General features: G+C 70.3%; 12 protein-coding genes and 1 riboswitch. Of the genes, 9 read left to right on the top strand and 3 right to left on the bottom strand.

Annotated features, from left to right (window positions below; translation table 11 throughout):
- Positions 1 to 8: 8 nt before the first annotated feature.
- Positions 9 to 413: a hypothetical protein gene (locus tag JC881_RS05300; protein WP_198784607.1), complete on the bottom strand. Its 405-nt coding sequence runs from the start codon at positions 411 to 413 to the stop codon at positions 9 to 11.
- A gap of 136 nt (positions 414 to 549) precedes the next feature.
- On the opposite strand from JC881_RS05300, the gene JC881_RS05295 reads away from it, so the two are divergent.
- The 9 genes from JC881_RS05295 (at position 550) to JC881_RS05255 (ending at position 13,094) form a co-directional block, all read left to right on the top strand.
- Positions 550 to 801 carry a hypothetical protein gene (locus JC881_RS05295; RefSeq protein WP_198784606.1) on the top strand — a complete coding sequence of 84 codons (252 nt, stop codon included), beginning with the start codon at positions 550 to 552 and terminating at the stop codon, positions 799 to 801.
- An 86-nt stretch (positions 802 to 887) separates the two neighbouring features.
- Positions 888 to 1,159: riboswitch (cobalamin riboswitch) on the top strand.
- Positions 1,160 to 1,289: 130 nt separating this feature from the next.
- Entirely contained in the window at positions 1,290 to 3,479 is a 2,190-nt protein-coding gene (locus JC881_RS05290) for a TonB-dependent receptor (protein ID WP_198784605.1), read from the top strand.
- A gap of 146 nt (positions 3,480 to 3,625) precedes the next feature.
- Positions 3,626 to 5,164 (top strand): PepSY domain-containing protein, encoded by a 1,539-nt coding sequence (locus tag JC881_RS05285; RefSeq protein WP_198784604.1) that lies wholly within the window; start codon positions 3,626 to 3,628, stop codon positions 5,162 to 5,164.
- A 72-nt stretch (positions 5,165 to 5,236) separates the two neighbouring features.
- Positions 5,237 to 5,914 (top strand): energy-coupling factor ABC transporter permease, encoded by a 678-nt coding sequence (locus JC881_RS05280; protein ID WP_198784603.1) that lies wholly within the window; start codon positions 5,237 to 5,239, stop codon positions 5,912 to 5,914.
- 96 nt (positions 5,915 to 6,010) lie between these two features.
- A complete protein-coding gene (gene cobW, locus JC881_RS05275; protein WP_198784602.1) occupies positions 6,011 to 7,075 on the top strand; it encodes a cobalamin biosynthesis protein CobW in 1,065 nt (354 codons plus the stop codon).
- 12 nt (positions 7,076 to 7,087) lie between these two features.
- Positions 7,088 to 10,918 carry a cobaltochelatase subunit CobN gene (cobN, locus tag JC881_RS05270; RefSeq protein ID WP_198784601.1) on the top strand — a complete coding sequence of 1,277 codons (3,831 nt, stop codon included), beginning with the start codon at positions 7,088 to 7,090 and terminating at the stop codon, positions 10,916 to 10,918.
- Entirely contained in the window at positions 10,915 to 11,991 is a 1,077-nt protein-coding gene (locus JC881_RS05265; RefSeq protein WP_198784600.1) for an ATP-binding protein, read from the top strand. The genes cobN and JC881_RS05265 overlap by 4 nt, the downstream gene beginning before the upstream one ends.
- 170 nt (positions 11,992 to 12,161) lie before the next feature.
- Entirely contained in the window at positions 12,162 to 12,629 is a 468-nt protein-coding gene (locus JC881_RS05260) for a vWA domain-containing protein (RefSeq protein ID WP_233101534.1), read from the top strand.
- Between the two features lie 162 nt (positions 12,630 to 12,791).
- Positions 12,792 to 13,094, top strand: a complete 303-nt coding sequence (locus JC881_RS05255) for a DUF1090 family protein (RefSeq protein ID WP_198784598.1) — start codon at positions 12,792 to 12,794, stop codon at positions 13,092 to 13,094.
- An 18-nt stretch (positions 13,095 to 13,112) separates the two neighbouring features.
- Here JC881_RS05255 and JC881_RS05250 read toward each other — a convergent pair whose 3' ends face one another.
- The gene (locus JC881_RS05250) at positions 13,113 to 13,664 is read right to left on the bottom strand and encodes an SET domain-containing protein (protein WP_233101533.1); all 552 of its coding nucleotides are present in this window, start codon (positions 13,662 to 13,664) and stop codon (positions 13,113 to 13,115) included.
- Positions 13,661 to 14,503, bottom strand: a complete 843-nt coding sequence (locus tag JC881_RS05245; protein ID WP_198784597.1) for a GNAT family N-acetyltransferase — start codon at positions 14,501 to 14,503, stop codon at positions 13,661 to 13,663. Before JC881_RS05245 ends, JC881_RS05250 begins: the two co-directional genes overlap by 4 nt.
- Positions 14,504 to 14,529 lie beyond the last annotated feature (26 nt).

Genomic DNA, 14,529 nt, shown 5'->3' with positions numbered 1-14,529 from the left:
CTACCCGTTCAGAGGTCTTCGATGACCAGCGTGCGGTAGCGCTGCGCGATGGAGTAGGGGACGGTACGAACCAGTTCCATCAGGCGGTTGGCCGCCTCTTCGTTCTGGGTCTTGATCAGGAGGCCCGTGTGGCCTTCGCGCGCGAGCTTGGTGTAGGCGCGCACCGTGGCGCCCTCGGTGCCCGCGGAGGGCAGGGGGTTGTCGGCGTCGCTCACGGTGGGCGAAATTTCCGCCAGCACCGTGGCCGCAGGAAGCAGATAGACCTCGTCGCCGCTCACGCCGCTTTCGATCAACCGGTGGCCGATGCGGTCGGCGTCCTCCGCGCTCGGGAACATCACCATCGAATAGCCGGTCGGATAGAACGCGCCGCCGATGCTCGCCCGCATGTTGGATTCAAGGGTGAAGTGCTTCATGTTGCCTCCTGGTTTTGATGAAGGTGCCTGAAACAACCTTAGTTCCCACCCCGCGCAAGCTCTGTAGGAGAAGCCCGGAAGCTCCGGAAGCTGTCAACCGCGCTCTTGTCCCATTCATTGACAGAAATACGCTGCCATGAAACGCATCCCCATGCCCCATCCCCGCAACATCGCGCTGACCGTCCACGAGCTGGAGGTGGGCGAGTTCTATTGGGTGCTGATGGAAGAAACCGTGGACGGCGCTGGCGGCGATGCGACCGGCGACCAGCGTCATGTCTACGTGCCGTTGGAAGCCGCGCACGACCCCTACGCCAGCTACTCGAACGCACTGGTGGCCGGCGTCGCGGTGATGCGGCGGCTGTTCGGCACCGAAGGAAAACCCGCCTGAAGTCGCCGAGCGGGGCGCGCGGTCCTCGCGCCGAGGGCGCTCCCTATAATTCCGCCGGTCGGGTTGTAAGCTTTTCTTAGCAAGACCACCCACACGGTTCGAAGGTGCCCCGCATGCCATTCAGTGGCCTGGGGGTTAAACGGGAAGCAGGTGCGCTGCGTCTTCACGGACGCATCCATTCCTGCGCTGCCCCCGCAACGGTCAGCGGATCTGGAAAACCTCGCGTCGATGCCCCCTGCGGCATCGGCAGCCACTGCGCTTCGGCGTGGGAAGGCGAGGGTTTCGGCTCCGATGCGCACGCACAGTGCCATCGAAGCGCTCCGCAAGCCCGGATACCGGCCTTCGCAACCGCCATCGGACGCTGCGGGAGTGCGGGTCCGGGCAAGCCGCTTCGCCCCTCGCGCGACCGGCCCGCCCGCTAGCCGCCTCCCTCGACGTCCTCATTCGGTCAGGAGCCTGCGGGGACGCAGGCCGCGAGGAGAAGTCACATGGGTCAAGCATCGCCGGCGCGCGATCGCACGGACGCGCCGCTGCAATGGGCACGCCTTTCGGGTCTTTCATTGGGGTTGAGCCTGGCTTTCGCGCCAGGCGGCGCCTTGGCGCAATCGGGTGAGGCGGCGGGCGACAGCCGCGGCACCAGCGGTCTGGCGCCGGTGCAGGTCGAGGCCAGCCGCCGCTCGCCGCTGGCCATCGACGAGCCTTCGCACACCGGCAGCCGCCTGGGCCTCACGCCGCTGGAGACCCCCGCGAGCATCGAGGTGCTGACCGGCGACACCATCCGCGCGCGCGGCGACGTCTCGGTGATCGATGCCGTCACCCGCGCCACCGGCATCACTGGCTCGCCCGGCCCCGGCAACGGCGGCACGGCGCTGGCGGCACGCGGCTTCAGCGGCCATGGCTCGGTGATGCAGCTGTTCGACGGCACGCGCCTCTACGCGGGCGCGGGCACCGTCACCTTCCCGTTCGACACCTGGTCGGTCGACCGCATCGAGGTGCTGCGCGGCGCCGCCTCGGTGATGTTCGGCGAGGGCGCCATCGGCGGTGCGATCAACGTGGTGCCCAAGAAGCCCACGCGCGGCCCGATCCAGAACGAGGCGCTCGTCACCGCCGGCTCCGACGCCACGCGCCAGGTCGCCTTCGGCAGCGGCGGGGCGATCAACGACATGCTCTCCTACCGCTTCGACATCAGCCACCGCAAGACCGACGGCTTCATGGTGCGCGGCGATGCCGAGAGCCTGGCCGTGGGCGGCGCGGTGCGGCTCGATGTATCGCCGCAGCTGCAGTTCACGCTCTCGCACGACGAGGGCCGCCAGTCGCCGCAGCGCTACTACGGCGTGCCGCTCATCAACGGTCGCGTGAGCAGCCTCAGCCGCGAGCAGAACTACAACCCCGACGACGCCGAGATCAAGTACCGCGACCGCTGGACCCGCTTCGACGCGCAGTGGATGCCCAACGACGCCGTCACCGTGCGCAACCAGCTCTACCGCCTGGACAGCAAGCGCCACTGGCGCAACAGCGAGACCTACACCTACAACGCCACCACGCGCCGCGTGACGCGCGGCGATTACCTGGAAATCGGCCACGACCAGGAGCAGACCGGCAACCGCACCGACGCCACCTTCAGGCATTCGCTCTTCGGCATGAAGAACCAGGTGCTGGTGGGCTTCGACGCCAACCGCATCGACTTCCTGCACACCAACGACTCACCCTACGGCGGCCGCTCGGTGGTGGACCCCTTCGTCTTCGACCCCGGCGTCTACGCCTCGCCGGTGGCCTACACGCCGCGCTACAAGACCAGGACCAGCACCTACGCCTTCTTCGCCGAAGACAAGCTGGCCTTCAACGAGCAATGGTCCGTGGTCGGGAGCCTGCGCTGGGACCACGCGAAGATCGCGCGCAGCGACTTGCAGAGCGCGGCCAACAACTTCCAGAAGACCTTCGTCTACGGCACGGGGCGCCTGGGCGTGGTGTACGCGCCCGATGCGTCGCAGTCGTTCTACGCGCAGGTCGCGCGCGCGGCCGATCCGCTGGGCTCGCTGGTCACCACCTCGGCCTCGCAGGCCACCTTTGATCTCAGCACCGGCAAGCAGGTCGAGGTCGGCTACAAGCGCCAGCTGGCCGATGGCCGCGGCGCCTGGACCGTGGCGGCCTACCGCATCGAGAAGAAAAAGCTGCTCTCGCGCGACGCCAACGACCCGACCGTCACGCAGCAGATCGGCCAGCAGTCCTCCGAAGGCATCGAGGCCACGCTCGACCTGGCGCTCACCTCCACGCTCCGGATCGAGGCCAACGTGGCCAAGCTGCGCGCGCGCTACGACGACTTCAACGAGGCCTCGGGCCGCACGCTCATCTCGCGCGCCGGCAACACGCCGGCCGGCGTGCCCGAGGAGGCCGCCAACCTCTGGCTCAACTGGCGCTTCATGCCGCAGTGGGAGGCCGAGTTCGGCGTGCGCTACGTCGGCCCGCGCCAGGTCGATGCGGCCAACTCGCGCAAGATCGGCTCCTACACCGTGGCCGACGCGGGCGTGAGCTGGCAGGCGAGCCCGTCGCTCAAGCTCGCGTTCCGGGCCTACAACCTGGCCAACCGCACCTACCCGGTGTCGTTCTCGAACAGCGGCAACCAGTGGCTGCTGGGCCGGCCGCGCTCGTTCGAGCTGTCGGCGTTGGTGAACTTCTGACAGCGGGCTGCGTTCAAGTCGTGCCAAACAATAAAAGTCCGTTCACGCTGAGCTTGTCGAAGCGCCGCGCGAGGCTTCGACAAGCTCAGCCCGAACGGTTGGGGGAGTCGCGGCCAGAACGAGAGTCTCAACCCGAACGGTCGTTGTTGGCGTCCGCATGGCGCCGCGCCTGGCCCCGCATCCGCCACTGGCTCTACTGGACGCACCGGTGGCTGGGCATCGGCGGCTGCCTGCTGTTCGTCATGTGGTTCGTCTCGGGCGTGGTGATGATGTACGTGGGGTATCCCAACCTCACGGACGAGGAGCGCCTGGCCGGCCTTCGCCCGGTGCGTTTCGACGAGGCGCTGGTCGCGCCATCGGCTGCGCTCGATGCGTTGCCCGAGGCGCTGCGCGCGCAGCCGCCGCGGCGCATGGCGCTGGAGACGCAGGGCGGCGCCGATCCGCAGCCCGTGTGGCGCATCGTCGATGCGCGCGGCGGGCGGCATGCGGTGTCCGCGCGCGACGGCCGGGTGCTCGGGCCGGTCGATGCCGCGCAGGCCGAGGCCATCGCCCGCGACTTCTCGGGCCAGCCCGGCGCGCGCTGGGCCGAGACGCTGGAGCGCGACCAGTGGACCGTGCCGCAGGGCCTCGACCCGCTGCGCCCGCTGCACCGCATCGAGGTCGGCGACGCGGCCGGCACCGAGCTCTACGTGTCCTCGCGCACCGGCGAAGTGGTGCGCGACACCCACCGCGCCGAGCGCTTGTGGAACTGGCTGGGCTCCGTGCCGCACTGGATCTACTTCACGCCGCTGCGCGCCGACCCGCCGCTGTGGCACGACGTGGTGGTGTGGCTCTCGGCCGCCTGCATCGTCTCGGCGGTGACGGGCATCGTCATCGGCATCCTGCGCATCCGGCTGCGCCGGCGCTTCCGCAACGGTGCGGTCACACCGTACACGGGGTGGATGGCCTGGCACCACATCGCCGGCCTCATCGGCGGCTTCTTCGTGCTGACCTGGATCGTGAGCGGCTGGCTCTCGATGAACCCGAACAAATGGTTCGAGCGCAACCGCGGCGACGCGGCTGCGATGGCCAGCTACACGGGCGCCGGTTCATCGCCGTTCCCCTGGCCGCCTGCGCAGCTGCCGGCAGGCGAGGGCGCCGCCGCGCCGCGCGAAGCACTGCCGATGTGGTTCGACGGCCGCCCGCTGCTGCAATTGCGCGATGCAGAGGCCCGCGTGCGCGTGGTCGATGCCGCCACGGGCGCCCCCGCATCGATCGCCCGCGACGACATCGTGCGCGCCGCCACCCGACTTCGCCCCGGCGCCGGCGTGACACAGGCCACGCTGCAGACGCGCGAAGACTTCCACTGGTACGGCCACCACCGCGAGCGCACCGTGCCCATCTGGCGCCTCGAATTCGACGATGCCGCGCGCAGCTGGATCTACATCGACCCGTCCAGCGGCCAGGTCGCCGGCAGCAACGACAGCAATTCGCGCCTGCGCCGCTGGCTCTTCAACGCCGCGCACAGCCTCGATTTTCCGTGGCTCATTCACTACCGCCCCGCCTGGGACATCGTCGTGTGGCTGCTGTCGATCGTCGGCACGGTCGCCTCGGCCAGCGGCGTGGTGATCGGCTGGCGGCGGCTGCGGCGCAAGCCCAGGGCGTCGGCCGTGTCCGCAGCGCCGCGCGCGCTCCAGCGTTCATGACGGCGCTTGCGTGATCCATCCCATCCACCAACAATCAACTTTCGCACTGCGGTGCACTACAGGAGGTGCTCGATGCACATCGAACCAGGTCTCGTCGACGGATCCAAGATTTTCCTCAGCTACGCGACGGCAGCCGCCGCGCTGGCCTACACAGGCAAGGTGGCCTTCGACACCCTCGTGAAGGACGGCCCCGCCGCCCTGGCGCTGCGCTCGGCCATTGCCGTGGCGCTGGTGTTCTGCTTCTTCGAGGTGCTGCCGCACCACCCGGTGGGCGTGTCGGAGGTGCACCTGATCCTGGGCACCACGCTCTTGCTGGTGTTCGGGCTCGCGCCCGCGGCCATCGGCCTGGCGGGCGGGCTGCTGATCCAGGGCCTGTTCTTCGAGCCGCAGGACATCCCGCAGTTCGGCATGAACGTCACCACCTTGCTGGTGCCCCTGTTCGCGACGGCCGCGCTCGCGCGGCGGATCATTCCCGAGAACGTGGCCTACGTGGACCTGAGCTACCAGCAGGCCTTCAAGCTGTCCGTGGCCTACCAGGGCGGCATCGTGGTCTGGGTCGGCTTCTGGGCGCTCTACGGACGCGGCACGGGCCTGGAGAACCTCGGCCAGATCGCCAGCTTCGGCGCGGCCTACATGACCGTCGTGCTGGTCGAGCCGCTGGTCGACCTGGGCGTGCTGGCCGCGGCCAAGGGCTGGCGCCGTCTGCAAGGCACCGTCTTCGTCGAGCGCCGCCTGTACGGCGGCGTCTGAGCTGAATCCGTCGCACGCACGCCGCAGTCCGCTTGCGGCGAGCCGTAGCGTGCCGCCCCTTCTCTTCGCGCTCCGGCGCCTGAAAACCTCCATTCCATGACACAGAGCAACGCCAAGATTCCCGTCACCATCGTCACCGGCTTCCTCGGCAGCGGAAAGACCACCCTGCTGCGCCACATCCTCGGGAACGCCGAGGGCCGCCGCATCGCGGTGATCGTCAACGAGTTCGGCGAGCTCGGCATCGATGGCGAGATCCTCCGCGGCTGCGGCATCGGTTGCGACGACGAAGGCAACGAGCGCGAAGGCGCACTGTACGAGCTGGCCAACGGCTGCGTCTGCTGCACCGTGCAGGAAGAATTCCTGCCCGTGATGCTGCAGCTGGCCGAGCGCCGCGGCGACATCGACGCGGTGATCATCGAGACCTCGGGCCTGGCACTGCCCAAGCCGCTGGTGCAGGCGTTCCAGTGGCCGGACATCGCCAACATCTTCACCGTCGATTCGGTGGTCACCGTGGTCGACGGCCCGGCCGCCGCCTCGGGCCAGTTCGCCCAGAACCCCGAAGCCGTGGACGAGGCGCGCCGCGCCGACCCCAACCTGGACCACGAATCGCCGCTGCACGAACTGTTCGAAGACCAGCTCTCGGCCGCCGACCTCGTGGTGCTCAACAAGACCGACCTGATGGACGACGCCATGCGCGCGCAGGTCGAGGCGCTGGTGCGCGAGGAGCTGCCGCCCGAGGTGAAGATCGTCGCCGCGAGCGAAGGCAAGCTGCCGCTCGCGCTGCTCCTGGGCCAGGGCCGCGCGGCCGAGACCACGATCCACCTGCGCGAGAGCCACCACGACCACGAGGAAGACCACGACCACGACGAGTTCGATTCGCTCGTGATCGAGCTGCCGCCCATGGACCGCGAGGCCCTGCTGGCCGCACTCGCCACGCTGGTCGAGCAGCACACCATCTACCGCGTGAAGGGCTTCGTCGCGATCCCGGGCAAGCCGATGCGTTTGCTGGTGCAAGGCGTGGGCCGCCGCTTCGACCACCACTTCGACCGCCGCTGGCGCGACGACGAGGCGCAGCGCACGCGCCTCGTGTTCATCGGCGAAGACCTGGACGAAGCGGCACTGCGCAAGGCGCTCGAAGGCGTGGCCGCCGTGCCCGCCTGACGGCCTGACCGCATGCACCTGCTGAGCACCCAGCCCGGACGCTTCGTCGAAGACGACAGCATCGTCACCCGGCTCGACCAGACGCCGGGCGACATCGTGGTGCTCAGTTCGGCCGACACCACGCTCGCGCTGCTGGCCGCCGCGCGCACCGCGCTGGCGGCCACCGACCCCGGCTACCCGTCGCTGCGGCTGGCCAACCTCATGTACCTGCGCCAGCCGGCCTCGCTCGACCTGTATGTGGACGAGGTGCTGCAGCATGCGCGCGTGGTGGTGGTCGATCACCTGGGTGCCGAATCGGCCTGGGCCTACGGGCTGCAGCAGCTCGAAAAACTTGCGAAACGCAAGGGCCAGCAACTCGCGATGTTCTCGGGCGACCTGCAGGAAGACGAGGACCTGCTCGCGCGCAGCACCGTGCCGCGCGCGGTGAGCCGCCAGCTCTGGCAGTACACGCGCGCGGGCGGCGCGGGCAATGCGATGCAGTTCCTGCGCGCAGTGGCCTTCCACGGCCTCGGCCATGGCGAGGCGCCGCTGCCGCCGCGCAGCCTGCCGCAGGTCGCGCTGCATGTGCCGCGCGGCATCGACGCGGCGCACACCGTCGCCGGCATCGACGACCTGCGCGCCGGCTGGCACGCGGGTGCGCCGGTGGTGGCGCTGGTGTTCTACCGCTCGCACCTGATGTCGGGCAACACGGCGGCGTTCGACGCGCTCGCGGCCGCGCTGCAAGCCGAAGGATTGAACCCGCTGCCGGTCGCGCTCGATTCTCTGAAGGACCCGCTGTGCCTCTCCGCATTCCGGGGCCTGTGCAGCGAACACGACGTGCAGCTCGTGCTCAACACCACCGCCTTCGCCGCGCTGGGGCAGGGCGCGAAGAACGAAGCAGGCGAAGCAGGCGAAGCAGGCGAAGCCCTGGCGCTGGCCGGCGATGCCCCGGTGCTGCAGGTGATCGTGAGCGGCGGCAACCGCGAGGACTGGCTGGCCGACAGCCAGGGCCTGCGCCCGCGCGACATCGCCATGCAGATCGCCTTGCCCGAGATGGACGGCCGCATCATCACGCGCGCCGTGAGCTTCAAGGGCCTGTCGCACCGCTGCGAACTCACGCAGACCGAGGTGGTGAGCTACCAGCCCGAGCCCGACCGCATCGCCTTCGTGGCGGAGCTCGCGCGGCGCTGGTGTCGCCTCCGCAGCCTGCCGGTCGCCGACAAGCGCATCGCATTGATCCTCGCGAACTACCCCGGCAGCGAAGGCCGCATCGGCAGCGGCGTGGGGCTCGACACCCCGGCCTCGGTGATCGCCATTCTTCGTGCGATGCAGGCCGAGGGCTACGTGCTCGGCGATGCGATCCCGGCCGACGGCGATGCGCTGATGCAGACGCTGCAGCAGGGCATCGCGAACGATCCTGCCCAATGGTCCGCGCGCCCCGCCTGGCAGAGCTACGCGCTCGCCGACTACCGCGCGCGGCTCGCGGCCCTGCCCGAAGGCATGGCCGCGGCCATCGACGCGCGCTGGGGTTCGCCCGAGCAGGACCCGATGCTGCGGCAAGGCCGCTTCATGATCGCCGGCCTGCGGCTGGGCCGCGTGTTCGTCGGCATCCAGCCCGCACGCGCACTCGGCAACTTGGGCGCGGCGGATTACGGGAGCTACCACGACGCAGAGCTCGTGCCGCCGCACAGCTACCTCGCGTTCTATTTCTGGCTGCGCGACGTGTTCGCGATCGACGCGGTCGTGCATGTGGGCAAGCACGGCAACCTCGAATGGCTGCCGGGCAAGAGCATCGCGCTCGCGCAGACCTGCTGGCCCGATGCGATCCTCGGGCCGCTGCCCAACGTCTATCCCTTCATCGTCAACGACCCGGGCGAGGGCGCGCAGGCCAAGCGACGCACGCAGGCGGTGATCGTCGATCACCTGATGCCGCCGCTCACGCGCGCCGAGAACCACGGCCCGCTGCAGGACCTGGAGCGCCAGGTCGACGAGTACTACGACGCGCTGCTGGTCGATGCGCGCCGCGCGAAGGTGCTGCGCGCGCAGATCCTCGCGGCCGTGCGGGCGCAGCACCTGGTCGAGGAGCTGGGCATGCCGGGCGCGCAAGACGATGCGGTGCTCGCGCGCGTCGATGCGTACTTGTGCGAACTCAAGGAAACGCAGATCCGCGACGGGCTGCATGTGTTCGGCGCATCGCCCGAGGCGCGGCTGCGGCGCGACACGCTGCTCGCGCTCGCGCGCTATCCGTCCGCCGATGGCACGGGTGCGAACGCCGGGCTGTTGGGCGCGTTGGCGCAAGACCTGCTGCCGGGCGAAGCCTTCGACCCGCTGGACATCGATGCGGCCAAACCGTGGCAGGGCGCGCGCCCGGCGTTGCTGCAATCGGTGAGCGCCGATGCGTGGCGGCACCACGGCGACACGCGCGAGCGGCTGGAGCTGCTGGCGCAGCAGTTGCTGGAAGCAAACGCCTGCCCGCCCGACATGCCGCACACAGCGGCCGTGATGGGCCGCATCGAGCGAAGCCTTGCGCCCGCACTGGACGCTTGCGGCGCGCAGGAGCTGCATCAGCTTTCACGCGCGCTGCAGGGCCGCTTCGTGCCGCCGGGCCCGAGCGGTTCGCCGTCGCGCGGCCGGCCCGATGTGCTGCCCACCGGCCGCAACTTCTACGCGGTCGATACGCGCGCCATCCCCACGCCCACCGCCTGGATGCTCGGCCTCAAGTCCGCCGCGCAACTGGTCGAGTGCCATCTGCAGGAGCACGGCGACTACCCCGTGGCGCTGGGCCTCTCGGTCTGGGGCACGGCCACGATGCGCACCGGCGGCGACGATCTCGCGCAGGCCTTCGCGCTGATCGGCGTGCGGCCCAAGTGGGCGCCGGGCAGCCAGCGCGTGGTCGATTTCGAGGTGCTGCCCACGGTCGGCCTCGGGCGTCCGCGCATCGACGTGACGCTGCGCATCTCGGGCTTCTTTCGCGATGCCTTTCCCAACGCGGTGCAGATGTTCGACGCCGCGGTGCAGGCCGTCGCATCGCAGGAAGACGAAGACGCCGAGCGCAACCCGATCCGCGCGCGCATCCTGCGCGAAGCCGCCGCGCTCGAAGCAGAAGGCGCGACCGCCGAAGACGCGCGCACGCAAGCCGGCTGGCGCGTGTTCGGCTCCGCGCCGGGCAGCTACGGCTCGGGCTTGCAGCCGCTCTTCGACCACGGCGACTGGCAGACCGACGACGACCTCTCCAGTGCCTACGTCGGCGGCAGCGCCCACGCCTACGGCCAGGGCAGCGACGGCGTGCCCGCGGCCGATGCGCTGGTGCGGCGCCTGCGCGCGATGAACGTCGTGCTGCAGAACCAGGACAGCCGCGAACACGACCTGCTCGACTCCAACGACTACTACCAGTTCCAGGGCGGCATGGCCGCCGCCGTGCGCCACCTGAGCGGCCAACAACCCGCGATGTACCACGGCGACCACGGCAACCCGCAGGCGCCGCGCGTGCGCACGCTGAAGGAAGAAATCAGCCGCGTGATCCGCGCGCGCGTGGTCAACCCCAAGTGGATCGATGGCGTCAAGCGCCACGGCTACAAGGGCGCCTTCGAGATGGCCGCGACGGTGGACTACCTCTTCGGCTTCGACGCCACCGCGCGCGTGGTCGGCGACCATCAGTACGCGATGGTGGCCGATGCCTACGTGCTCGATGCCGCCACGCGCGACTTCGTCAATGAACACAATCCGCGCGCGCTGCACGACATGTTGAGCCGCCTGCTCGAAGCCATGCAGCGCGGCCTCTGGCAGTCGCCCGGCGACTATCAGGCCCAACTCGAAAACCTGCTGCTCGACCACGAGCAGCAGATGGAAGGAACGCTCCCATGACCACTGCCGCGCCCATGCCGGTGCCCTTTCCCTTCGCCGCGATCACGGGCCAGCCGCAGTTGCGCCAGGCGCTGCTGCTGGCCGCGGTCGATCCGGGCCTGGGCGGCGTGCTGATCGAAGGTCCGCGCGGCACGGCCAAGACCACGGCCGCGCGCGCGCTGGCCGAGCTGCTGCCGGGCGCGCCCTTCGTCACGCTGCCGCTGGGCGCGAGCCTCGAAAGCCTCGTGGGCACGCTCGATCTCGGGCAGGCGCTCGCGGGCCATGCGCTCAAGTTCGCGCCCGGGCTGCTGGCACGCGCGCACGGCGGCGTGCTGTACGTGGACGAAATCAACCTGCTGCCCGATGCGCTGATCGATTCGCTGCTCGATGCGGCCGCGAGCGGCGTCAACGTGGTCGAGCGCGACGGCATCTCGCACCGGCATGCGGCGCGCTTCGTGCTGGTCGGCACGATGAACCCGGAGGAGGGCACGCTGCGCCCGCAGCTGCTCGACCGCTTCGGCCTGTGCGTGCAGCTGCGCAACATCGAGGACGCGGCCGAGCGGCAGGCTATCGTGCGCGCGCGGCTCGCGTTCGATGCCGATCCGCAGGGCTTTCGCGCGAAGCATGCGCAGGCCGAAGCCGAGCTGGCGGCGGCGCTCGTCTCGGCCCGCGCCGTCGTGGCGGGTGCATCGGCACTGCCGTATGGCGACGAAGTGCACGAAGCGGTCGGCGCGCTGTGCATCGCCGCGCAGGTCGACGGCTTGCGCGCCGACCTCGTGATGCTGCGCTCGGCGCGCGCGCTCGCGGCGTGGGAGGGCGCGGCAGCGATCACCGCCGATCATGTGCAGCGCGTGGCCGAAGCCGTGCTCTTGCACCGTCGCAAGCCTGAAGCCGAAGGCGCGGCCCCCGCGCAAGCACCTGCGAGGCAGGCCCCTCAGCGCGCAGCGGATAAGAACGGCGCAGGCCAAGACAACGCAGGCGATCAGGACTGGGGCGCCATGCCCCCCGAACCCGTCGGCATCGAGCGCGTGAAGCCGCTGCGCCCGCTGATCCCTTCGCAAACCGCACCGCAGGCCGCCCCAAAAAAAGCCTGAGCCTCCGGGACGCCGCACCCGCTGGCGCACGCCAGGGCGACTGGAGGCAGGGCCGACAAAGGGACGCATGGCACGGCGCCGCATCGCCGGGCGCCGCGCTCGACTGGCCACGCACCTTCGCGGCGCGCGGCGCCGACACGTTGCGGGCGGAACACCTGCGCCGCCGCCCATTGCAGGCGCGCAGCGGGGCGCTGCATTGCTTCCTGCTCGACTGCTCGGCCTCGATGCGCAGCGACGGCAACCTCGCGCGCGCCAAGGGCCTGCTGCTGTCGCTGATGGAAGAGGCCTACCAGCGGCGCGACCATGTCGCGCTGCTGTGCTTTGCCGGCGATGTGGTCAAGCTGCGCCTGCCGCCGCGCCGCGCGAGCGCGTGGAACGACGACTGGGTGGCGCCCATTGCGGCCGGCGGCGGCACGCCGCTGGCGCTCGGCGTCCAGCGCGCGGACCAGCTGCTCGCGCACAGCGCGGCACGCCAGCGCTGGCTCTGGCTGCTGACCGATGGCCGCAGCAGCGAGAGCCCCGCGCGGCCCGAAGCGGCCGATTTCGCCTGCGTGGTCGATTTCGAAGCGGCGCGCCTACCGCTGCATCGGGCGCAGCAGCTGGCCAGCCGATGGCAGGCGCGCTACCTGCCGGCCTGAATCACAGGAATCGACAGCGCATTTCGCAGCGCACCGATCGATCGAGACCCGGTGCATGGCCCGCACGGCATAGGGCCGGGCGCCCCCGACGCGGGGTGTTTCGGGTACCTTCGCGGCATGCGCTTCAAACCCTGCTTCCTGCCCCTTGCATGGGCCCTGGCCATGCCCGCCTTCGCACAGACGGCACCACCCGTGCCGGTGGACGCGGCCGATTGCAAGGCGCAGGAAGCGGTGCTCGAGCGCGACATGGCGCTCGCCCGCTCCCGCGGCCAGATGCTGCGCCGGCGCGAACTGGGCGACGAACTGGCCGCGCTGCAGGCGCGCTGCGCGGCGCTCGTGCCGCCCGTACCTGCGCAAGGCCGCGCGGCGCGCATCGAGAAGCTGGAGCAGGAAATCCGCACGCTCCGTGCGGAGCTCGATCGCGCCGAGGAGCAGTTGCGCGGCCTCAGGAGCGAATCGCCCTGAGCGCCTTGCGCCTCAGCTTCACCAGGGCAGGTCGCTGAGCGTCGCCGCGGCGCCCTTTGCCGTCACCGGGCCGTCCGACTCAGACGCGGTCTCCGCGTTCTCTACGGGCGCCAGCATCGTCCCGCGGCAGCTCGGCGAGCCGCAATGGCAGGGGTACTTCGAGGGCGGCGAGCCGTCGTCCGCCGTCAGCGAATAGTCGATGAACAGCTCGTCGCCCGCATCCACGGCCACCAGCGTCTGGAACTTGAGCACCAGCTCGCCGGCGTCGTCGTACTCCTCGACGGCCTCGCAGTTCGGCTCGCAGGCGTGGTTCAGGTGGCGCGTGCCGTTGCCGCCCTTGGCGCCGTCGATGGTCTCGTGGTTCGACAGCGTGAAGAGGTAGGTGAGCTGGTCGTTCCAGACCTTGGTGGCGATTTCCTGCTTCGAATAGCGGCGGCCCTCGTAGAGGCCGAGGAAGGCCTGCGCCGGCAGGTCACGGGTGGCGAAGGCGCCCAGGCCGTGCACGCCGCTGGGGCCGACGCGGATGAACGGAGTGGAGGAGGTGGCAGGCTGCTTGTGGCGGGATTTCATGGAAAGGGCTGGACGTCGACCGGCTCGATTGTCAACGCCATGTCGATCTGGCGGATGACAGCCGTCGCGCCGCGCACGGTGGCTGCGTGGAAGAGCTGGCTGCCGGTCGGCTCGTCCACCAGCCGCCAGCGGGTGCCGGGGCGGGTGGCCGCGAGGGCGTCGAGCAGGTCGTGGGCCGCCGCCTCATCGATGGCCGCTGCGTCGGGCAGCGCGTTGCCAGTGGACGGGACGACGGCATACGCGACCAGCGCCGTGCCGCGCGTCACGCCGAGCGCGATGGCGTTCTCGTTGTCGATGGCGTCCAGCACGGTCGGCAGTTCGCGGCGCCACGTGGGGCGGGACAGGGCGGCACACGCCGTGTGCACGGCCGCGAGGTCGGCGTGGTCGAGCTCCTTTGTCGCGACGGTGCCGCGCGCCTCGAAGCTGCCTTCCAGCACGTCGAGCGTGCGCAGTTCCTCGAAACCCGCCTGGCCATAGAGCGCGCGGGCCGGGTTCTGTTCGATGACTTCGAGAAAGACCCGATGCAGCCCTGCCTTCGACCACGCCTCGGCCTGCGCCGCGATGAGCTGCCGCGCCAGCCCCCGGCGCCGGTGCGTGCCCGCGATGCCGAAGCCCGCGAGGTAGCCGCGCTGTCCGCGCCGCCCGGAGAGCGAGATGCCGCAGGCGGTGCCATCGGCCACGATCACCCGCGACAGCGCGAGGTCCACCACCGCACGCCGCAGGTGCCGCGCGAACAGCGGCTCGTCGAAGCGCACCGGCACGAAATAGCCCTCGTAGGCCTGGTTCCAGAGCGCCGTGAGTTCGCCGCGCGTGAAGTCCGCGGCGGGGACGACCACCATGCCGGTCCTGTGCATTTGCCTGCCCT

It is taken from the genome of Variovorax sp. IB41 (genome assembly GCF_016405905.1).
In the GTDB taxonomy this organism is placed as follows: domain Bacteria; phylum Pseudomonadota; class Gammaproteobacteria; order Burkholderiales; family Burkholderiaceae_C; genus Variovorax.
Note: the sequence above shows the minus strand (reverse complement) of the source record. Positions and strands in the feature narration are given on the sequence as shown.